Below are 16,973 nucleotides of genomic sequence, written 5' to 3' on the forward strand. Positions count from 1 at the left end.
ATCATACACGACTCCGGCGACATTGCCTATCGTGAGAACGGTGACGCAGGTCAATAGATGGCTCAAGCGTGTCGACGCCGGTGACTGGGACGCCATCACCGTCGACCTCAATGACCGCGGCGGTGCCCTGCTACCCCGGCTCCTGACGCGTGCCGAGGCGCAGAAGCTCCGTGCGCTCTATGACCGCGACGAACTTTTCCGCAAAACCATCGAGATGGAGCGCCACCGCTACGGCGTCGGCCAGTACCGGTACTTCCGCGCACCGTACCCCGAGCCGATCGAACGGCTCAAACAGGCGCTGTTTCCACGATTACTGCCGATCGCCCGGGACTGGTACACCAAGCTTCGCCGCGACACACCGTGGCCCGACAACCTCGACGAATGGCTGACAATGTGTCACGCGGCCGGTCAGACCAAACCGACGGCGCTGCTGCTGAAGTACGGCGCCGACGGCTGGAACGCGTTACACCGAGACCTGTACGGCGAGCTGGTTTTTCCGCTTCAGGTCGTGATCAACCTGAGCGATCCGGCCACCGAGTACACCGGCGGTGAGTTCCTGCTCGTCGAACAACGTCCGCGGGCACAGTCCCGCGGCCTCGCAACCCAACTGCCGCAGGGTCATGGCTATTTGTTCACCACTCGCGACCGACCGGTGCAATCAACCCGCGGTTGGTCGACATCACCGGTGCGCCATGGCCTTTCCGTGGTCCGGTCCGGTGAGCGCTATGCGCTGGAGTTGATCTTTCACGACGCGGCCTGACTGTCGCGTCGCAGTACGATGACGTTGTCGGCTACCGTGCCGACTTGGCCGTCCGGCCCGGTCACCTGCCGCTCCACACTCTCGGCACGCACCGGACGCAGGCCGGTGTCGGTCAGCGGTAGTGCGGCGAGTACATCGGAAACACTGGGAAATGGGTAATCCTGATGCTGCGACCACGGCGGCGCCGACCCGTGGTCGACGATCAGCAGCACACCGCCGGGCGTCAAGTGACCGGCGGCCCGTGGCAACACCTGCTCGCGCTCCAGCCGCACGGGTGAGTGCAAGTACTGCGCCGACACCAAGTCATAGCTCCCGTCCGGAAAGCTATCGGAAAGATCGAGGCGCTGGAAGACGATGCGATCCAATAGGTTTCGCTGGCACGCGTCGTCGGTTGCGCGCTGTAGCGCAGTCGCCGAGACGTCGACGGCCACCACCTGCCACCCGCGCTCGGCCAACCACACGGCGTCGGCTCCCTCACCGCAGCCCAGATCAAGGGCTCGGCCGGCCGGCAGCTGCCCGGCCACCTCGGCCAGGTGCGCATTGACTCGTCCGCTCCACACCCGATCGGCTTGGCTATAGTGCTGCTCCCAAAACTGCTGCACGTCGTCGAGTTCAGTTTCCATATTTAGAGCTTGCAGGTGCAGATCGAGTCTGCCAACCTAATTTGCCATGCAGGCAAACGCTGACGACCCGGTCGATGTCGTGGTGCGCCGGCGGCTTCGAGAGCTGCGCATGCAGCGCGGCATGACGCTTGAAGACGTGGCGGTGCGGGCGAATATCGATATTTCGACGCTGAGCCGCTTGGAATCTGGGAAGCGCCGGTTGGCCCTGGATCATCTGCCCGGGTTGGCCAAGGCGCTTTCGGTCAGCACGGATGAGTTGCTGCGGGAGCCCGAGCAACCCGACCCGCGAGTGCGGGGCGCCTCGCATACCCGGCACGGCATCACTTACTGGCCGCTGACGCGGCAGGGCCCGGCCGGCGGTTTGCACACCTTCAAGATTCGCGTCAAACGTCGCACGCCGCCGGCCGAGCTACCGGTGCACGAGGGGCAGGAATGGTTGTACGTGCTCTCCGGCCGGATGCGGCTGCTGCTCGGCGACCGAGACTTCGCGATCAAACCTGGTGAGGCGGTCGAGTTCTCCACCTGGACCCCGCATTGGTTCGGTGCGGTGGACGCTCCGGTGGAGGCCATCGTGATCTTTGGCGCCAACGGCGAACGCCTGCATCTGCACAGCTAGAGATAGGCCGTCTGGTTCACCAACCGCACCGACGAGTTCCCGTCGGGGTAGAACTCGGCGATGCTCAACGACGCCAAATCCAGGTGCAGGCGGTAGAGGATGCCGGCTCCGGCTTCCAGCGCCAGCCGCAGCAGCATCTTGATCGGTGTCACGTGCGAGACCACCAACACCGTTGTGCCGCCGTACTCTTCGACGAACCGGTCGCGTGCTGCCGCCACCCGCTGGTGCACACTGTCGAAGCTTTCGCCGCCGGGCGGCCGGGTGCTGGTGTCGTGCAGCCAGCGTCGATGCAGCTCAGGATCGCGCTCGGCGGCCTCGGCGAAAGTCAGGCCTTCCCAGGCGCCGAAATCGGTTTCGATCAAGTCGTCGTCGACCGTCACATCCAAGCCCAGCGCCTTGGCGGCCGTCGTCGCGGTGTCATAGCAACGCTGCAGCGGCGAGCTGATCACCGCCGCGATTCCGCCCCGTTGGCCCAAATACCGGGCCGCCGCATCGGCTTGTTGCCGCCCCAGTTCGGTCAGCGCCGGGTTACCGCGTCCCGAGTAACGCCGTTGTACCGACAGCTCGGTCTGCCCGTGCCGCAACAGCAGCAGCCGAGTGGCCGCGCCGCGGGCACCAGTCCAGCCGGGTGCCGTGACGGTCTCGGTTGCCGCGGCGGGCGGAGCAGTTTCGGTGGCCTCAGCGGCGGCATCCATCGCTTCGTTGGCCAGCCGGTCGGCATACGAGTTCTGCGCCCGCGGCACCCAGGTGTAGCTGATCTGCCCGAAACGCGCTGCCAGGGCGCGGGCCTGCGCGTGCAGCTCGGCCAGATCGGGATGCTTGACCTTCCAGCGGCCCGACATCTGTTCGACCACCAGCTTGGAGTCCATCGACACCGCGACATCGGTAGCGCCGAGTTTGGCCGCCTCATCCAAACCGGCGATCAGCGCCCGATATTCGGCGACATTATTGGTGGCGCGGCCAATCGCCTGCTTACTCTCCGCCAACACGGTGGAACGGTCGGCCGACCACACCACCGATCCGTACCCGGCCGGCCCGGGGTTACCGCGCGACCCGCCGTCCGCTTCGACGAGGACTTTCATTTGGCGAAGCCAATGGTGCGCAACAGGATTGCGCCGCATTCGGGGCAGCGCAGCACGTCGTCGTCAGCGGCCGCCGCGATCCGCGACAGCTCACCGCGGTCGATTTCGATGCGGCAGGCTCCACACCGGCGCCCCTGCAGCGGCCCGGCACCCGGGCCACCGCCGGCACGTTGCCGTTCATAAAGCGCGACCAGCTCTGGATCTAACGCGGCCGTCAGCTCGTCGCGCCGCGACGAACGTTGCCGGCGAGTCTCGTCGATCTCGGCGAGCGCACCATCGAGGGCTTGTTGGGCGTTGCCGAGATCGTCTTGCAGGTTGTCGACGGCCGCCGCCTCGACGGCTTGTTCAGCCTGCAGTTCTTCGCGGTGCTCCATCACCTCCAGCAGCGAATCCTCCAGGCTGGTCTGGCGGCGTTGCAACGTTTCCAACTCGTGCTGCAGCTCGGACAATTGTTTGGCGTCTGCCACGGTCTGCAGCAGCGAGCGGTCGCGGTCCTCACGTTGGCGCACCGCGTCGATTTCCGACTCGAACCGGGACACTTGGGCGTCCAAATCCTCCAATGCGATTCGCACCGCGGCCAGCCGGTCGGTGGCGGCGCTGTGTTCAGCCTGCATCCGCTGATAGTCCTGCTGTTCGGGCAGATGCCCCGCCCGATGGGTGAGTCGGGACAGCTCGGCGTCCAGCTCGGCCAACTCGAGCAGCGACTGTTGTTGTACTACGGCAGCTTTCATGACGATAGGCCTTCGGCGGAATTGTCGACGTTCCAGGGGTCGGTGCGGATGGGGCACACCCGAACCGGCAGCGCGTCATCGAATGCCGAGCGCAGCACGTCGGCGGCCTGGCCACACCACGGGTATTCGCTGGCCCAGTGGGCGACGTCGATCAGGGCCACATCAGAGGCGCGACGGTGCTCGTCGGCGGGGTGGTGTCGCAGATCGGCGGTGACGTAGGCCTGCACGTCTGCGCCGGCTACCGCATCGAGCAATGAGTCGCCTGCGCCGCCGCACACCGCCACCCGTGATACCGGCGCGTCGGGGTCGCCGGCGGCACGCACCCCCCATGACGTTTGCGGCAGGCCGGCACTGACCCGGGAGACGAATGCGCGCAACGATTCTGGGTGCGGCAGAGCGCCGATGCGGCCTAACCCGACATCACCGGGCGGTGATGCGAGCGCGATGATGTCGAATGCCGGCTCCTCGTAGGGGTGCGCGGCGCGCAGTGCCGAAAGCACCTCACCCCGCAATCGGGCCGGCGCGATGAACTCGACCCGGTCCTCGATCACCCGCTCGACGGCGCCAACGCTGCCGATTGTGGGCGAAGCTCCGTCGCGGGGCAGGAATTGGCCGGTGCCCGTGACACTCCAACTGCAGTGCGCGTAGTCGCCGATCTGGCCGGCGCCCGCGGTGAACACCGCCGCCCGCACCGCTTCAGCGTGGTCCGGCGGGACGAAAACGACCCACTTGTCGTGGTTGGCCATCGCTGCCAACGGCTCGAGCACCGCCTCGACGGTCAGTCCCAGCGTCTGCGCCAGCGCGTCGGACACCCCCGGTGAGGCGGAGTCGGCGTTGGTGTGCGCGGTGAACAGCGAACGCCCTGAACGGATCAGCCGGTGCACCAGTGCGCCTTTGGCTGTGCTGGCCGCCACGGTGTCCACCCCGCGCAGCAACAACGGATGGTGGGCCAGCAGCAGTCCCCCGTCGGGGACCTCGTCGACCACCGCTGCGGTGGCGTCGACCGCAATCGTCACCGATTCCACCGCGTCATCGGGGTCACCGCAGACCAGCCCGGCCGAATCCCATGACTGGGCCAGCCGCGGCGGATATGCCTCGTCGAGCACGCCGATGACGTCGGCCAATCGCACAGTCACCTACAGCACCTCTCGCAGCGCGTCGATCAGCAGCGGCCACTCCGGTCGCACCGCCGCCCGCAGATACCGTCCGTCCAGACCGACAAACGTGTCGCCGCGACGAACTGCAATACCCTTGGCGTGCAACCGCTTTCGTGTCAGCTCAGCGTCGCCGACAGTGAACAGCACGAACGGCGCCCGGCCGTCAACCACGTCGACACCCACGGATTGCAGCCCGGACACCATGTCGGTCCGCAGCTCCGCCAGCCGCCGAGCGCCGGCCGCCGCCTCGGCCACCGCGTCGGGAGCACAACAGGCCGCGATCGCCGCCAGTTGCAGGGTGCCCACCGGCCAGTGCGCGCGTCGTGACGTCAGCCGGGCCAGCACAGCCGGCGCCCCGAGGGCGTAGCCCACCCGCAGCCCGGCCAGCGACCAGGTCTTGGTCAGACTGCGTAACACCAGCACATCGGGCAGCGCAGCACCGGCCAGCGACTCCGGCTCACCGGGAACCGCATCGGCGAACGCCTCGTCGACCACCACGATCCGGCCGGGGCGGCGCAGCGCGTGGATCTGCTCGCGAGTGTGCAGCACCGAGGTCGGGTTGGTCGGGTTGCCCAGCACCACCAGATCTGCCTCGTCGGGCACCTGCACACCGGCCAGGCCGAACGGCGACTCGAGCACCACGTGCTGAACCGGGATCCCGGCCGCGGCCAGCGCGATGTGCGGCTCGGTGAACGACGGCGCGATGATCGCGGCCGACCGCGGCGACAGGTTGGCGAGCAGCGCGAACCCCTCGGCCGCGCCGGCCAGCAACGTCACCTCATCGGGTGCCCGGCCGTGGCGGACGCCCACGGCCGCAACGGCGGCCCGTTCGTCGTCGACTCCCGGGTATCTTGCGAGGTCGGACAGCCGGTCGGTCAGCCGCCGGATCAGCCATGCCGGCGGTTGCGAATCACGGACGTTGACGGCGAAGTCCAGCATGCCCGGCTCGGCGGCCTGATCGCCGTGGTAGCGCGCCGCTGCAAGCGGGTTCGGGTCCAGACTCGCCACGCTTGAAACAGTAACGGCCTCAGTGGCAGGGCAGGTCAGCGCATCGGAGACAATGTGGGTGTGACAGGCACGATCTCCGCGGCGGCGCAGCTGGTGATATTCGACCTCGACGGCACCTTGACCGATTCCGCCGACGGGATCGTTTCCAGCTTTCGCCACGCGCTGCGCCACGTCGGTGCGGCCGAGCCCGACGGCGATCTGGCGAGCCGGATCGTCGGCCCGCCGATGCACCACACCCTGTCCGGGCTGGGGTTGGGTGAGCGCACCGATGCGGCGATCGCGGCCTACCGCGCGGACTACAGCACCCGCGGGTGGGCGATGAACACGCTCTTCGACGGGATCGGGTCGCTGCTGGCAGATCTGCGGGCCGCCGATGTCCGGCTGGCGGTGGCCACCTCCAAGGCCGAGCCGACCGCGCGGCGCATCCTGGCCCACTTCGCGCTCGACGAGCATTTCGAGGTCGTCGCCGGAGCCACCCTCGACGGCGCGCGCAGCAGCAAGGTCGATGTGCTGGCCCACGCGTTGGCGCAGCTGCAGCCGCTGCCTGAGCGCGTGCTGATGATCGGTGACCGCGTGCACGACGTCGAAGGTGCGGCCGCCCACGGCATCGACGCGGTGGTGGTCGAGTGGGGCTACGGCCACGCCGACTTCGCCGAAGACAGTGGTGTCACCCGGGTCGCCACGGTCGCGGAATTGCGGAGGATGCTGGGTGTCTGATCCACGGCTGCACATCACGTTTGTCTGCACCGGCAACATCTGCCGGTCGCCGATGGCCGAGAAAATGTTCGCCCATCAGATCAGCCAGCGCGGGCTGCACGACGCGGTGCGGGTGACCAGTGCGGGCACCGCCGAATGGCATATCGGCAAATGTGCCGACGAGCGGACCAACCGGGTGCTGCGCGCCCACGGCTATCCCACCGAGCACAGCGCGGCGTACCTCGACAGCGACCACCTGACAGCCGACCTGGTAATCGCCCTGGCGCGGAACCACGTCTGGCTGTTGCGCCAGCTCGGGGTCGACCCCGACCGGGTACGCATGCTGCGGTCGTTCGACCCGCGGTCCGGCGCCTACGCCCTCGACGTCGACGACCCCTACTACGGCGATCACGATGATTTCGAGGCGGTTTTCGCCACCATCGAGGCCGCCCTGCCCGGGCTACATGACTGGGTCGACGAGCGACTTGCCCAAAACGGGCACCACTGATGCGACGTTTGACGTTCCTGCTGCGGCCAGGCTGGCTGGCGCTGGCGGTGGTGGTCATCGCGTTCACCTACCTGTGTCTCACGGTGCTCGCACCGTGGCAGCTCGGCAAAAACAGCAAGACTTCACGAGAGAACGACCAAATTCAGCAGTCGCTGAGTACCGCCCCGGTCCCGGTGAAAACGTTGCTGCCTCAGCAGGATTCGTCAGCACCTGATGCGCAGTGGCGAAAGGTGACGGCCACCGGGCACTACCTGCCGGATGCGCAGGTGCTGGCCCGGTTACGAGTGGCGGCCGGGGAGCCCTCGTTAGAAGTGCTGGTCCCGTTCGTTGTGGATGCCGGTCCCACCGTGCTGGTCGACCGCGGCTATGTGCGGCCAGAACAGGGCTCCCGGGTGCCGCCGATACCGCCGCCGCCCAGCGGTACGGTCACCATCACGGCGCGGTTGCGTGACTCCGAAGCGCCGGCACGCGGCAAGGATCCGTTCACCACAGACGGTGTGCAGCAGGTGTATTCCATCGACATCGATCAGATATCGAACCTGACTGGGGTACCGCTGGCCGGTTCCTACCTGCAACTGGTGGACAACCAGCCCGGTGGACTCGGCGTGATCGGGGTGCCGCATTTGGATGCCGGGCCGTTCTTGTCGTATGGCATCCAGTGGATCTCGTTCGGCATCGTCGCGCCGATCCTGCTGGGCTATTTCGTCTACGCCGAGATCCGCGTCCGCCGTGCGGAAAAGGCGGCAGCCGGCGATCCCGCCGCGCCCAAGACCGTCGAAGAAAAGCTCACGGATCGTTATGGCCGGCGGCGGTGAACGCCACCAGCAGCGCCGCCGCGGCCTGCACCACCCGGGAAAGCAGCACCGCGCGCCGCAGGTCGGCCAGCGACGGTGACGGCCCCGCGCCGAGGGTTGGCCGGATCTGCAGTTCATAGTGATACTGCGTCGGGCCGCCCAGTCGCACCCCCAGCGCCCCCGCGAAAGACGCTTCGACGACACCGGCGTTGGGACTGGGATGGCGGGCGGCATCACGCACCCAGGCCCGCAGCGCACCGGCCGGTGACCCGCCGACGGCGGGCGCGCACATCACCACCAGCGTCGCAGTCACCCGCGCTGCCGCATAGTTGGCCAGATCGTCCAAACGTGCTGCTGCCCAACCAAATCGGGCATAGCGGGGCGAACGGTGACCGATCATCGAGTCCAAGGTGTTGACGGCGCGGTAGACCAGCACCGCCGGCGCCCCGCCGAGCGCCGCACACAGCAGCGGCGCCACATGCGCGTCGGAGGTGTTTTCGGCGACGGATTCCACTGCCGCACGGGCCAGCCCGTCAGCGTCGAGCGATGCCGGATCGCGGCCGCACAACGACGGCAGGAGTCGCTTGGCGGCCTCGACGTCGCCGCGCTCCAGTAGCTCCGCCATGTTCGCGCCGGTACGGGTGAGTGACGTCCCGCCCAGCGATATCCAGGTGGCCACCGCGGTGGCGACAACCGACCACGATGGACGCCGCCGCTCCGTGTACCGCTGTAGCGCTGCACCCGCCAGTGCGATCGCGCCAACCAACACGCCGACGTGTGCTGCGCCGGCGACCCGGTTGTCGCGGTAGCTGACCCGCTCCAAGGCCGCCGCCGTCGCACCGAAGGCCGCCACCGGATGGCCGGCCTGCGGGTCGCCCAGCAGCAGGTCGGCCAGGTATCCGACCAGCGCGCCCGGTAGCTGTCGCACCGCAAACATTCCGGCAGCGTCTCACACGTGGTCTACTCGGTGGCATGAGGCGGTATTCAGGGTGAAGCGCCCCGCCACCCGGGTGGCCGACCTGCTCAATCCCGCCGCAACGCTGCTGCCCGCCGCCAATGTGATCATGCAGCTGTCGTTGCCGGGCGTCGGTTACGGCGTGCTGGAAAGCCCGGTCGACAGCGGCAACGTCTACAAGCACCCGTTCAAGCGGGCCCGCACCACCGGCACCTACCTGGCCGTGGCGACGATCGGAACCGATGCCGACCGCGAGCTGATCCGCGCTGCCGTCGACACCGCGCATCAGCAGGTGCGGTCGACGCCGTCGAGCCCGGTGTCCTACAACGCGTTCAATCCGCAGTTGCAGCTGTGGGTGGCGGCTTGTCTGTACCGCTATTTCGTCGACCAGCACGAGTTTCTGCACGGCGCGCTCGATGACGTCACCGCCGACGCGGTGTATCAAGACGCCAAGCGGCTGGGCACCACGCTGCAGGTGCGCGAGGGCATGTGGCCGCCGGACCGTGCCGCGTTCGACGAATACTGGAAGCGCTCGCTCGACGAGCTGCATATCGATCCGCCGGTTCGCGAGCATCTTCGCGGCGTCGCCTCGGTGGCGTTCCTGCCGTGGCCGTTGCGCACGCTGGCCGGACCGTTCAATTTGTTCGCGACGACGGGTTTCCTGGCGCCGGAGTTCCGCGCAATGATGCAGCTGGACTGGTCACCATCCCAACAGCGCCGGTTCGAGTGGCTGCTACGCGGGCTGCGACTGGCTGACCGGCTGATACCGCATCAGGCCTGGATCTTCGGTTACCGGCTTTACCTATGGGACATGCGGTTTCGTGCGCGACGAGGGTTGCGAATCGTGTGACGGCTAGCCGTAGATGGCGAGCAGCACGATGGCGGCCATGCAGACCATCGCCAGCAGAAACCAGGGCTGCAGATAGATGCGCTCGCGGGTTTCCTCCGTCTTCGGCGTCTTCGGCGTCTCCGGCGCCAGCGAAGTGGAACGCTCCGGCGTTAGTTGTGAAGTCATGCTAACTATCATTATCGACTCGTTAGCCTTAGTAAATGTGTTGCTCGTTTCATCGACCCCCTCATTGCGACGCAGGTCACACTTCCGGCGGCCGGACGTGGCCGGCGAAACGTTCAGAAGGGAGCAGACTCATGGCTTTTCCGGCGCTCAACCACGTCGCCATCACGGTGCGCGACATGAAAGTCAGCGGCCCCTGGTACCGCAAACTGCTCGGCGCTGACCCGGTCCTCGACGAGCACACGGATGCCGGATTCCGCCATCTGGTCTGGATGCTCGACGGCGGGACGGTTTTCGGCATCCACCAGCACGAACGTTCCGCTCCCGACGAGCGATTCAGCGAGTTCCGCGTCGGCCTCGACCATGTCGGCTTCGGCTGTGCCGACCGCGCCGAGCTGGAGCAGTGGATGACGCGACTCAACGAGCTGGGTGTCCACCACGGCGGCATCGTGGACGCCCCCTACGGCTCGGGGTTGAGCTTTCGAGACCCGGACGGCATCGCGCTGGAGTTCTTCGCGCCGCCCGGGTGACTCAAGCCAGCAGAATGATCAGCACGATGGCCACGACGATGAGCGCTGCCAGCGCCCACCAGACAGCGGGGCCGGCGTTGGGCCTGCGAGACGGCCGCGGCGTCAGCGGGCTATTGGACGGTGCGACGCCCCATTTGCCCTGCGGCGACACATTGGGCGGATCTGGCGGCGGCGGGGTCGGTTCAGTGGTCACCCCTTTGCGTTGCCGGCATCGGGAAGAAGCTAAACGTCCGGCCCGTGGAAGGTGGTGAGCTTGCCGCTTGCGCGGCCAATCAAATTGGTGGGCGCGGACGGTATCGAACCGCCGACCGCTGGTGTGTAAAACCAGAGCTCTACCACTGAGCTACGCGCCCTGCCTCGGGCAGGCTACCCGGCCGAACGGCCGACCCCCAAAACGCCGAAAACCCGCGTCGAGCGTGCGCAGAACCGGATTTCAGCTCGGCGTGTCGACCGGGGACACGCACGCTCGCGGCAAGGAGCGGCAGGGATCCACAAAAAGCTATGCCTTGAGGGCGGCCAGCGCATCGGTCCAGAGCCGCTGGTCGCGGGCTTCGCCCGGCTGCTTCATCTCGGCGAATTGGATGACCCCGGACCGGTCGATGACGAAGGTGCCGCGGTTGGAGAAACCGGCGTCGTCGTTGAACACCCCGTAGGCCTGGCTGACCGCGCCATGCGGCCAGAAGTCCGACAGCACCGGAAACAGAAAGCCGCTTTCAATCGCCCACACTTTGTGCGTGGGCGGCGGGCCCACCGAGATGGCCAGCGCCACGCTGTCGTCGTTTTCGTAGTCGGGCAGGTGATCGCGCAACTGGTCGAGCTCGCCCTGGCAGATACCGGTGAAGGCGAGCGGGAAGAACACCAACAGCACGTTCTTGGCCTCGTTGCCAGCGCGAAACGCGCTCAAGGTGACCGGCTGCTGGTTCTGGTCGCGCAGGGTGAAGTCGGGCGCCGTGGTGCCGACAGTGAGCATTAGCGCCGCCCGGCCCGCGACTTCGGCTGGACCAACCGGCTGGCGCTCCAGTCGCCCAGATTGACCGATGACGTCGGCATCAGGCCGGCAGTGGGCGCCGATTCGGCGATCTCGGCGGGCAATACGTGGCCGGGCCGGCCGGTTTTCGGTGTCAGCACCCAGATCACGCCGTCGTCGGCCAGCGGGGCGATCGCGTCCATCAAGGTGTCCACCAAGTCTCCATCGCCGTCACGCCACCACAACAAAACGACGTCGACGACTTCATCGGTGTCCTCGTCGAGTAGCTCAGCGCCGCATGCATCCTCGACGTCGGCGCGAATGTCGTCGTCGGTGTCCTCGTCCCAGCCCCACTCCTGGACAATTTGGTCTTTCTGGATGCCCAGTTTGCGGGCGTAGCTCGGGGCGTCATCCGCCGCGACCACAGGGGGACCTCCTTCTACCGACACACGCGCCGTGCGATGGCCACTATCGTCGCACAGCCCGCCCCTAGCTGACACGACTGTGCCGCTGAACCCCGGCTCACGAATAAGCCAGGCAGGAGCGCACCGTTTTGGTTTTGGTGTCGTTGAGCTGATCGACGCGCTGGTTGAACTCAGATGTCGGGGCATGCGCCCGGATGGCATTCGCGACTTCGCGGGCCGCGTCGACATAGGCGTTCAGCGCGTCGCGCACCTGTCCGGACAGCGGCTCGCTGATGCTGCCGGCGACAACGTCGGCGCTGTTGTTCAGCGCATCGACGGCCGGGCCTTCGGCGGAGGCGGTGTCGCGGCCCTGATTGAACGCCCCGACAAAGGCATTCACTTTCTCGATTGCGTCCTTGCTGGTGTTGGCAAACGACTCGCAGGCCCGGATCACAGCTCGGGTTGTCAGCTGCTGCTGGCGCTGCGTCTCTCGAATCCGGGAGGTCGCCGAGGACGCCGACACCGACGCCGATACCGATGCCCGGTAGGCGGGGGCCATCGCGGTGTCGACGGTCGGGGTGCCTTCGGTGACGGTGGTGCAGCCGACGATGGCCATCAGCATCGCCGCGAGGCAACCGAGTACCAGCGCGACGATCCGCCATCTTCGGGCGGCACGCCATCCGGTCAGCACATCGTCTGACGTTACCGGTTCCCGATTTCGCCCGCCTCGAGCCGCCGACTGCCGATTGCGGACATCGTGTCGATGGCCCCTACGCGACGAGGCCTCCGGTGCGGCACGATAGGAGTGGCAACGACCAAGCGGCGACGGCGGGCATCGGCCACAAGCGGATGACCGCCACACACAAGGAGCAGTGAGTTGACTACCGAGTTCGTACGCCACGATCTGGCGAAAAACTCAAGCGGTACAAGCGAACCCGACCGGGTGCGGGTGATTCGCGAAGGCGTCGCGTCTTATCTGCCCGACATCGATCCCGAAGAGACCGCCGAATGGCTGGAGTCCTTCGACGAATTGCTGTCGCGCTCCGGGCCTTCGCGGGCCCGCTACCTGATGCTGCGGCTGCTGGAACGCGCCGGCGAACAGCGCGTCTCGATTCCGGCGTTGACATCGACCGACTATGTCAACACCATCCCCACCGAGCTCGAACCATGGTTCCCCGGCGACGAGGACGTCGAGCGCCGCTATCGGGCCTGGATCCGGTGGAACGCGGCGATCATGGTGCACCGAGCGCAACGTCCGGGCGTTGGTGTGGGCGGCCACATTTCGACCTACGCTTCTTCTGCCGCGCTCTACGAGGTCGGCTTCAACCACTTCTTCCGCGGGAAGTCGCATCCCGGCGGCGGCGACCACGTGTTCATCCAGGGCCACGCCTCCCCCGGCATCTACGCGCGCGCTTACTTGGAAGGCCGGTTGACCGCCGACCAACTCGACGGATTCCGCCAGGAACACAGTCACCCCGGCGGCGGGCTGCCCTCCTACCCGCATCCGCGGCTGATGCCCGACTTCTGGGAATTTCCCACCGTGTCGATGGGCCTGGGCCCGATGAACGCCATCTACCAGGCTCGAGTCAACCATTACCTGCGCGATCGGGGCATCAAAGACACCTCCGACCAGCACGTGTGGTGCTTTTTGGGCGACGGCGAAATGGACGAGCCCGAGAGCCGCGGCCTGCTGCACATCGGCGCGCTAGATGGTCTGGACAACCTCACCTTCGTGATCAACTGCAACCTGCAGCGTCTCGACGGCCCGGTGCGCGGCAACGGCAAGATCATCCAGGAATTGGAGTCGTTCTTCCGGGGTGCCGGCTGGAACGTCATCAAAGTGGTGTGGGGACGCGAATGGGACGCGCTGCTGCACGCCGACCGGGACGGCGCGTTGGTCAACCTGATGAACGTCACGCCCGACGGCGACTACCAGACCTATAAGGCCAACGACGGCGGCTATGTCCGCGACCACTTCTTCGCACGCGACCCGCGCACCAAAGCGTTGGTGGAAAATCTGACCGACCAAGAGATCTGGAACCTCAAGCGCGGGGGCCACGACTACCGCAAGGTCTACGCCGCCTACCGCGCCGCGATGGAACACAAGGGCCAGCCGACCGTGATCCTGGCCAAAACCATCAAGGGCTACAGCCTGGGCAGCTACTTCGCCGGCCGCAACGCCACCCATCAGATGAAGAAGCTCCGGCTGGAAGACCTCAAAGACTTCCGTGACGAGATGCGGATTCCGGTCTCCGACGCGCAGTTGGAGGAAGACCCGTACCTGCCGCCGTACTACCACCCCGGGCCGGACGCACCGGAGATCCGCTACCTGCTCGACCGGCGTCGTACCCTCGGTGGCTTCATCCCCGAGCGCCGGACCAAATCCAAGGCGCTGCCGTTGCCTGGCCGCGACACCTACAAATCGCTGAAGAAGGGCTCCGGCAGCCAGGAGGTCGCCACCACCATGGCGACTGTGCGCACCTTCCGGGAGATCTTGCGCGACAAAGAAATCGGTCGACGGATAGTCCCGATCATTCCGGATGAGGCGCGCACCTTCGGGATGGACTCCTGGTTCCCCTCGCTGAAGATCTACAACCCCAACGGTCAGCTGTACACCTCGGTCGACGCCGATCTGATGCTGGCCTACAAAGAAAGCGAGTCCGGGCAGATGCTCCACGAGGGCATCAACGAAGCGGGGTCGGCGGCCTGCTTCACCGCGGTCGGCACGTCGTATGCGACGCACAACGAGCCGATGATCCCGATCTACATCTTCTATTCGATGTTCGGTTTCCAGCGCACCGGAGACGGCCTGTGGGCGGCCGGCGACCAGATGGCCCGCGGCTTTCTGCTCGGCGCCACCGCGGGGCGTACGACGTTGACCGGCGAAGGATTACAACATGCCGACGGCCACTCGTTGCTGCTGGCGGCCACCAACCCAGCCGTGGTGTCCTATGACCCCGCGTTTGCCTATGAGGTCGCCTACATCATCGAAAGCGGCCTGGCCCGCATGTTCGGCGAAAACCCGGAGAACGTCTTCTTCTACATCACCATCTACAACGAGCCGTATGTGCAGCCGCCGGAGCCCGAGCACTTCGACCCCGACGGCCTGCTGCGGGGCATTTACCGCTACCGGGCCGCCACCGAACGACGCGCCAATGCCGCGCACATCCTGGCCTCGGGGGTGGCGATGCCGTCGGCGCTCACGGCCGCCGAGATGCTGTCGTCGGAGTGGGATGTCGCCGCCGACGTGTGGTCGGTCACCAGCTGGAGCGAGCTGAACCGCGACGGAATCGTCATCGCCAAGGAAAGGCTGCGCCACCCCGACCGTCCGGCCGGCACGCCGTATGTGACCCAGGTGTTGTCCCAAGCTCTCGCCGACAAGGCCGGCCCCGTCGTCGCGGTGTCGGACTGGATGCGCGCGGTGCCCGAGCAGATCCGGCCGTGGGTGCCGGGCACCTATGTCACCCTGGGCACCGACGGGTTCGGCTTCTCCGATACCCGGCCCGCCGCGCGGCGCTACTTCAACACCGATGCCGAGTCGCAAGTCGTCGCGGTCCTCGAGGCGCTGGCCCGTGACGGCGAGATCGATCCATCGGTGCCGGTCGCCGCGGCGCGCCAGTACAAGATCGACGACGTGCAGGCCGCACCGGCGCAGACTTCGGATCCCGGCGTCGCATAGCAGCTAGCTCGGCCCCGGCCCAGGGGTCGCGCTTGGCGAAAACATCCAGAAAAGTGGCGTAGCTTTTAGGGGTGGCCGACAAGGATATCGGGCAGTTCGTTCTGCCGCGCTCGACGCTCGAGCTGCTCGACACTGTGCCGGAGTCGCTGCTACGGCGGCTCAAGCAGTACTCCGGGCGGCTGGCCACCGAGGCAGTCTCGGCGATGCACGACCGGTTGCCGTTTTTCGCCGACCTGGAGGCCTCCCAGCGTGCCAGCGTCGCGCTGGTGGTCCAGACCGCCGTGGTGAACTTCGTCGAGTGGATGGGCGATCCGCGCAGCAACGTCAGCTACACCGCGCAGGCTTTCGAGCTGGTGCCCCAGGAGTTGACGCGCCGGATCGCGCTGCGCGACACCGTCGACATGGTGCGGGTCACGATGGAGTTCTTCGAGGAAGTCGTCCCGATGGTGGCCCGCTCGGAAGAGCAGGTCACCGCGCTGACGGTCGGGATCCTGAAGTACAGCCGCGACTTGGCCTTCACCGCCGCCACCGCGTATGCGGACGCGGCCGAAGCCCGCGGCACCTGGGACAGCCGGATGGAAGCCAGCGTCGTGGACGCGGTAGTGCGCGGCGACACCGGCCCCGAGCTGCTGTCCAGGTCTGCCGCGCTGAATTGGGACACCACCGCGCCGGCGACAGTAGTAGTGGGGACACCGGCGCCGGGACGGGAAAACCATGCCAGCCAAGATGTCCGGGATATCGCCACCCGTCACGGCCGCGCCGCGCTCACCGACGTGCACGGCACGTGGCTGGTGGCGATCGTGTCGGGCCAGCTCACCCCGACCGAGAAGTTCTTCGGCGATCTGCTGGACGCGTTCTCCGACGGTCCGGTGGTGATCGGACCGACGGCGCCGATGCTGACTGCGGCCTATCACAGCGCCAGCGAGGCGATCTCCGGGATGAACGCGGTAGCCGGCTGGACCGGCGCGCCGCGCCCGGTGCTGGCGCGGGAACTGCTGCCCGAGCGTGCGCTGATGGGCGACGCGTCGGCCATCGCGGCCTTGCACACCGACGTGATGCGGCCCCTCGCCGATGCCGGGCCCACCCTCACCGAGACGTTGGATGCTTACCTGGATTGCGGTGGCGCGATCGAAGCCTGCGCACGCACATTGTTCGTTCATCCAAACACGGTGCGCTACCGCCTTCGGCGCATCGGCGACTTCACCGGGCGGGACCCCACGCAGCCCAGGGACGCCTATGTACTCCGGGTAGCGGCTACGGTGGGGCATCTCGCCTATCAAGCGCAGCACAACAGCATCACCAGTAACACTGTGACGCCCGTCACCACCCCGGTGGTAAAAGACCTGGTCGAACCGTCGGCGGCGCACCGGGTGGACTGACGAAGTTGCGGCGCGATATCAAACACGTCGCATCCGAGCCTGTTTTGTAGGGTCCCGACAAAAACCTAAGAC

The 16,973-nt window shown here is 66.8% G+C and carries 20 protein-coding genes and 1 tRNA gene; 9 read left to right on the forward strand and 12 right to left on the reverse strand.

The features are described from left to right. Positions 1 to 40 precede the first annotated feature (40 nt). On the forward strand, positions 41 to 760 hold the full coding sequence (locus AC5Y49_RS02410; protein WP_499884211.1) for a 2OG-Fe(II) oxygenase: 720 nt from the start codon (positions 41 to 43) through the stop codon (positions 758 to 760). Here the strand turns inward: AC5Y49_RS02410 and AC5Y49_RS02415 are convergent. Beyond that, a complete protein-coding gene (locus AC5Y49_RS02415; RefSeq protein WP_499884212.1) occupies positions 745 to 1,383 on the reverse strand; it encodes a class I SAM-dependent methyltransferase in 639 nt (212 codons plus the stop codon). The two genes, AC5Y49_RS02410 and AC5Y49_RS02415, sit on opposite strands and share 16 nt — an antisense overlap. A 46-nt stretch (positions 1,384 to 1,429) precedes the next feature. On the opposite strand from AC5Y49_RS02415, the gene AC5Y49_RS02420 reads away from it, so the two are divergent. Next, positions 1,430 to 1,999, forward strand: coding sequence for a helix-turn-helix domain-containing protein (locus AC5Y49_RS02420; RefSeq protein ID WP_499884213.1), 570 nt, complete (start codon positions 1,430 to 1,432; stop codon positions 1,997 to 1,999). Here AC5Y49_RS02420 and AC5Y49_RS02425 read toward each other — a convergent pair. From AC5Y49_RS02425 to cobC, 4 genes are read right to left on the reverse strand one after another with little or no spacing between them, the layout of a single operon-like run. Further along, the gene (locus AC5Y49_RS02425) at positions 1,996 to 3,081 is read right to left on the reverse strand and encodes a bifunctional RNase H/acid phosphatase (RefSeq protein WP_499884214.1); all 1,086 of its coding nucleotides are present in this window, start codon (positions 3,079 to 3,081) and stop codon (positions 1,996 to 1,998) included. The genes AC5Y49_RS02420 and AC5Y49_RS02425 overlap by 4 nt on opposite strands. Then, a complete protein-coding gene (locus AC5Y49_RS02430) occupies positions 3,078 to 3,812 on the reverse strand; it encodes a zinc ribbon domain-containing protein (RefSeq protein ID WP_499884215.1) in 735 nt (244 codons plus the stop codon). The genes AC5Y49_RS02425 and AC5Y49_RS02430 overlap by 4 nt, the downstream gene beginning before the upstream one ends. Next, positions 3,809 to 4,948 carry a Nif3-like dinuclear metal center hexameric protein gene (locus AC5Y49_RS02435; protein ID WP_499884216.1) on the reverse strand — a complete coding sequence of 380 codons (1,140 nt, stop codon included), beginning with the start codon at positions 4,946 to 4,948 and terminating at the stop codon, positions 3,809 to 3,811. The genes AC5Y49_RS02430 and AC5Y49_RS02435 overlap by 4 nt, the downstream gene beginning before the upstream one ends. Next, complete coding sequence (gene cobC / locus AC5Y49_RS02440) at positions 4,949 to 5,977, reverse strand: Rv2231c family histidinol phosphate aminotransferase CobC (protein ID WP_499884217.1); 1,029 nt, start codon at positions 5,975 to 5,977, stop codon at positions 4,949 to 4,951. It abuts the gene before it with no gap. Positions 5,978 to 6,037: 60 nt separating this feature from the next. On the opposite strand from cobC, the gene AC5Y49_RS02445 reads away from it, so the two are divergent. The 3 genes from AC5Y49_RS02445 to AC5Y49_RS02455 are packed head-to-tail and all read left to right on the forward strand — an operon-like array spanning position 6,038 to position 7,996. Further along, a complete protein-coding gene (locus AC5Y49_RS02445) occupies positions 6,038 to 6,694 on the forward strand; it encodes an HAD-IA family hydrolase (protein ID WP_499884218.1) in 657 nt (218 codons plus the stop codon). Then, positions 6,687 to 7,181: a low molecular weight protein-tyrosine-phosphatase gene (locus AC5Y49_RS02450; protein WP_499884219.1), complete on the forward strand. Its 495-nt coding sequence runs from the start codon at positions 6,687 to 6,689 to the stop codon at positions 7,179 to 7,181. The genes AC5Y49_RS02445 and AC5Y49_RS02450 overlap by 8 nt, the downstream gene beginning before the upstream one ends. After that, a complete protein-coding gene (locus AC5Y49_RS02455; protein WP_499884220.1) occupies positions 7,181 to 7,996 on the forward strand; it encodes an SURF1 family cytochrome oxidase biogenesis protein in 816 nt (271 codons plus the stop codon). The genes AC5Y49_RS02450 and AC5Y49_RS02455 overlap by 1 nt, the downstream gene beginning before the upstream one ends. Here the strand turns inward: AC5Y49_RS02455 and AC5Y49_RS02460 are convergent. After that, positions 7,968 to 8,912: a cobalamin biosynthesis protein gene (locus AC5Y49_RS02460; RefSeq protein WP_499884221.1), complete on the reverse strand. Its 945-nt coding sequence runs from the start codon at positions 8,910 to 8,912 to the stop codon at positions 7,968 to 7,970. The two genes, AC5Y49_RS02455 and AC5Y49_RS02460, sit on opposite strands and share 29 nt — an antisense overlap. A 52-nt stretch (positions 8,913 to 8,964) precedes the next feature. Between AC5Y49_RS02460 and AC5Y49_RS02465 the strand changes: the two genes are divergently transcribed. Then, complete coding sequence (locus AC5Y49_RS02465; protein WP_499884222.1) at positions 8,965 to 9,780, forward strand: oxygenase MpaB family protein; 816 nt, start codon at positions 8,965 to 8,967, stop codon at positions 9,778 to 9,780. Between the two features lie 3 nt (positions 9,781 to 9,783). Here the strand turns inward: AC5Y49_RS02465 and AC5Y49_RS02470 are convergent, their stop codons facing one another. Next, complete coding sequence (locus AC5Y49_RS02470; RefSeq protein WP_499884223.1) at positions 9,784 to 9,945, reverse strand: hypothetical protein; 162 nt, start codon at positions 9,943 to 9,945, stop codon at positions 9,784 to 9,786. A 131-nt stretch (positions 9,946 to 10,076) separates the two neighbouring features. On the opposite strand from AC5Y49_RS02470, the gene AC5Y49_RS02475 reads away from it, so the two are divergent. After that, positions 10,077 to 10,472, forward strand: a complete 396-nt coding sequence (locus AC5Y49_RS02475; protein WP_499884224.1) for a VOC family protein — start codon at positions 10,077 to 10,079, stop codon at positions 10,470 to 10,472. A 1-nt stretch (position 10,473) separates the two neighbouring features. Here AC5Y49_RS02475 and AC5Y49_RS02480 read toward each other — a convergent pair whose 3' ends face one another. The 5 genes from AC5Y49_RS02480 to AC5Y49_RS02500 form a co-directional block, all read right to left on the reverse strand. Then, on the reverse strand, positions 10,474 to 10,665 hold the full coding sequence (locus AC5Y49_RS02480) for a hypothetical protein (RefSeq protein ID WP_499884225.1): 192 nt from the start codon (positions 10,663 to 10,665) through the stop codon (positions 10,474 to 10,476). An 85-nt stretch (positions 10,666 to 10,750) separates the two neighbouring features. Next, positions 10,751 to 10,825, reverse strand: a tRNA-Val gene (locus AC5Y49_RS02485). Positions 10,826 to 10,971: 146 nt separating this feature from the next. Further along, positions 10,972 to 11,442, reverse strand: a complete 471-nt coding sequence (locus AC5Y49_RS02490; RefSeq protein WP_499884226.1) for a peroxiredoxin — start codon at positions 11,440 to 11,442, stop codon at positions 10,972 to 10,974. Further along, positions 11,442 to 11,864, reverse strand: coding sequence for a DUF3052 domain-containing protein (locus AC5Y49_RS02495; RefSeq protein ID WP_499884227.1), 423 nt, complete (start codon positions 11,862 to 11,864; stop codon positions 11,442 to 11,444). Before AC5Y49_RS02495 ends, AC5Y49_RS02490 begins: the two co-directional genes overlap by 1 nt. A gap of 97 nt (positions 11,865 to 11,961) precedes the next feature. Further along, positions 11,962 to 12,534 (reverse strand): Rv2240c family protein, encoded by a 573-nt coding sequence (locus tag AC5Y49_RS02500; protein ID WP_499884228.1) that lies wholly within the window; start codon positions 12,532 to 12,534, stop codon positions 11,962 to 11,964. A gap of 186 nt (positions 12,535 to 12,720) precedes the next feature. Here AC5Y49_RS02500 and aceE point away from each other — a divergent pair, with 186 nt between their 5' ends. Together aceE and AC5Y49_RS02510 are read left to right on the forward strand one after the other, a co-directional pair. Beyond that, positions 12,721 to 15,522, forward strand: a complete 2,802-nt coding sequence (aceE, locus tag AC5Y49_RS02505; RefSeq protein WP_499884229.1) for a pyruvate dehydrogenase (acetyl-transferring), homodimeric type — start codon at positions 12,721 to 12,723, stop codon at positions 15,520 to 15,522. 71 nt (positions 15,523 to 15,593) lie between these two features. Continuing rightward, complete coding sequence (locus AC5Y49_RS02510; RefSeq protein ID WP_499884230.1) at positions 15,594 to 16,901, forward strand: PucR family transcriptional regulator; 1,308 nt, start codon at positions 15,594 to 15,596, stop codon at positions 16,899 to 16,901. The last annotated feature ends 72 nt before the right edge of the window (positions 16,902 to 16,973 follow it).

The sequence above is a fragment of the Mycobacterium sp. NGS62 genome, from assembly GCF_059812285.1.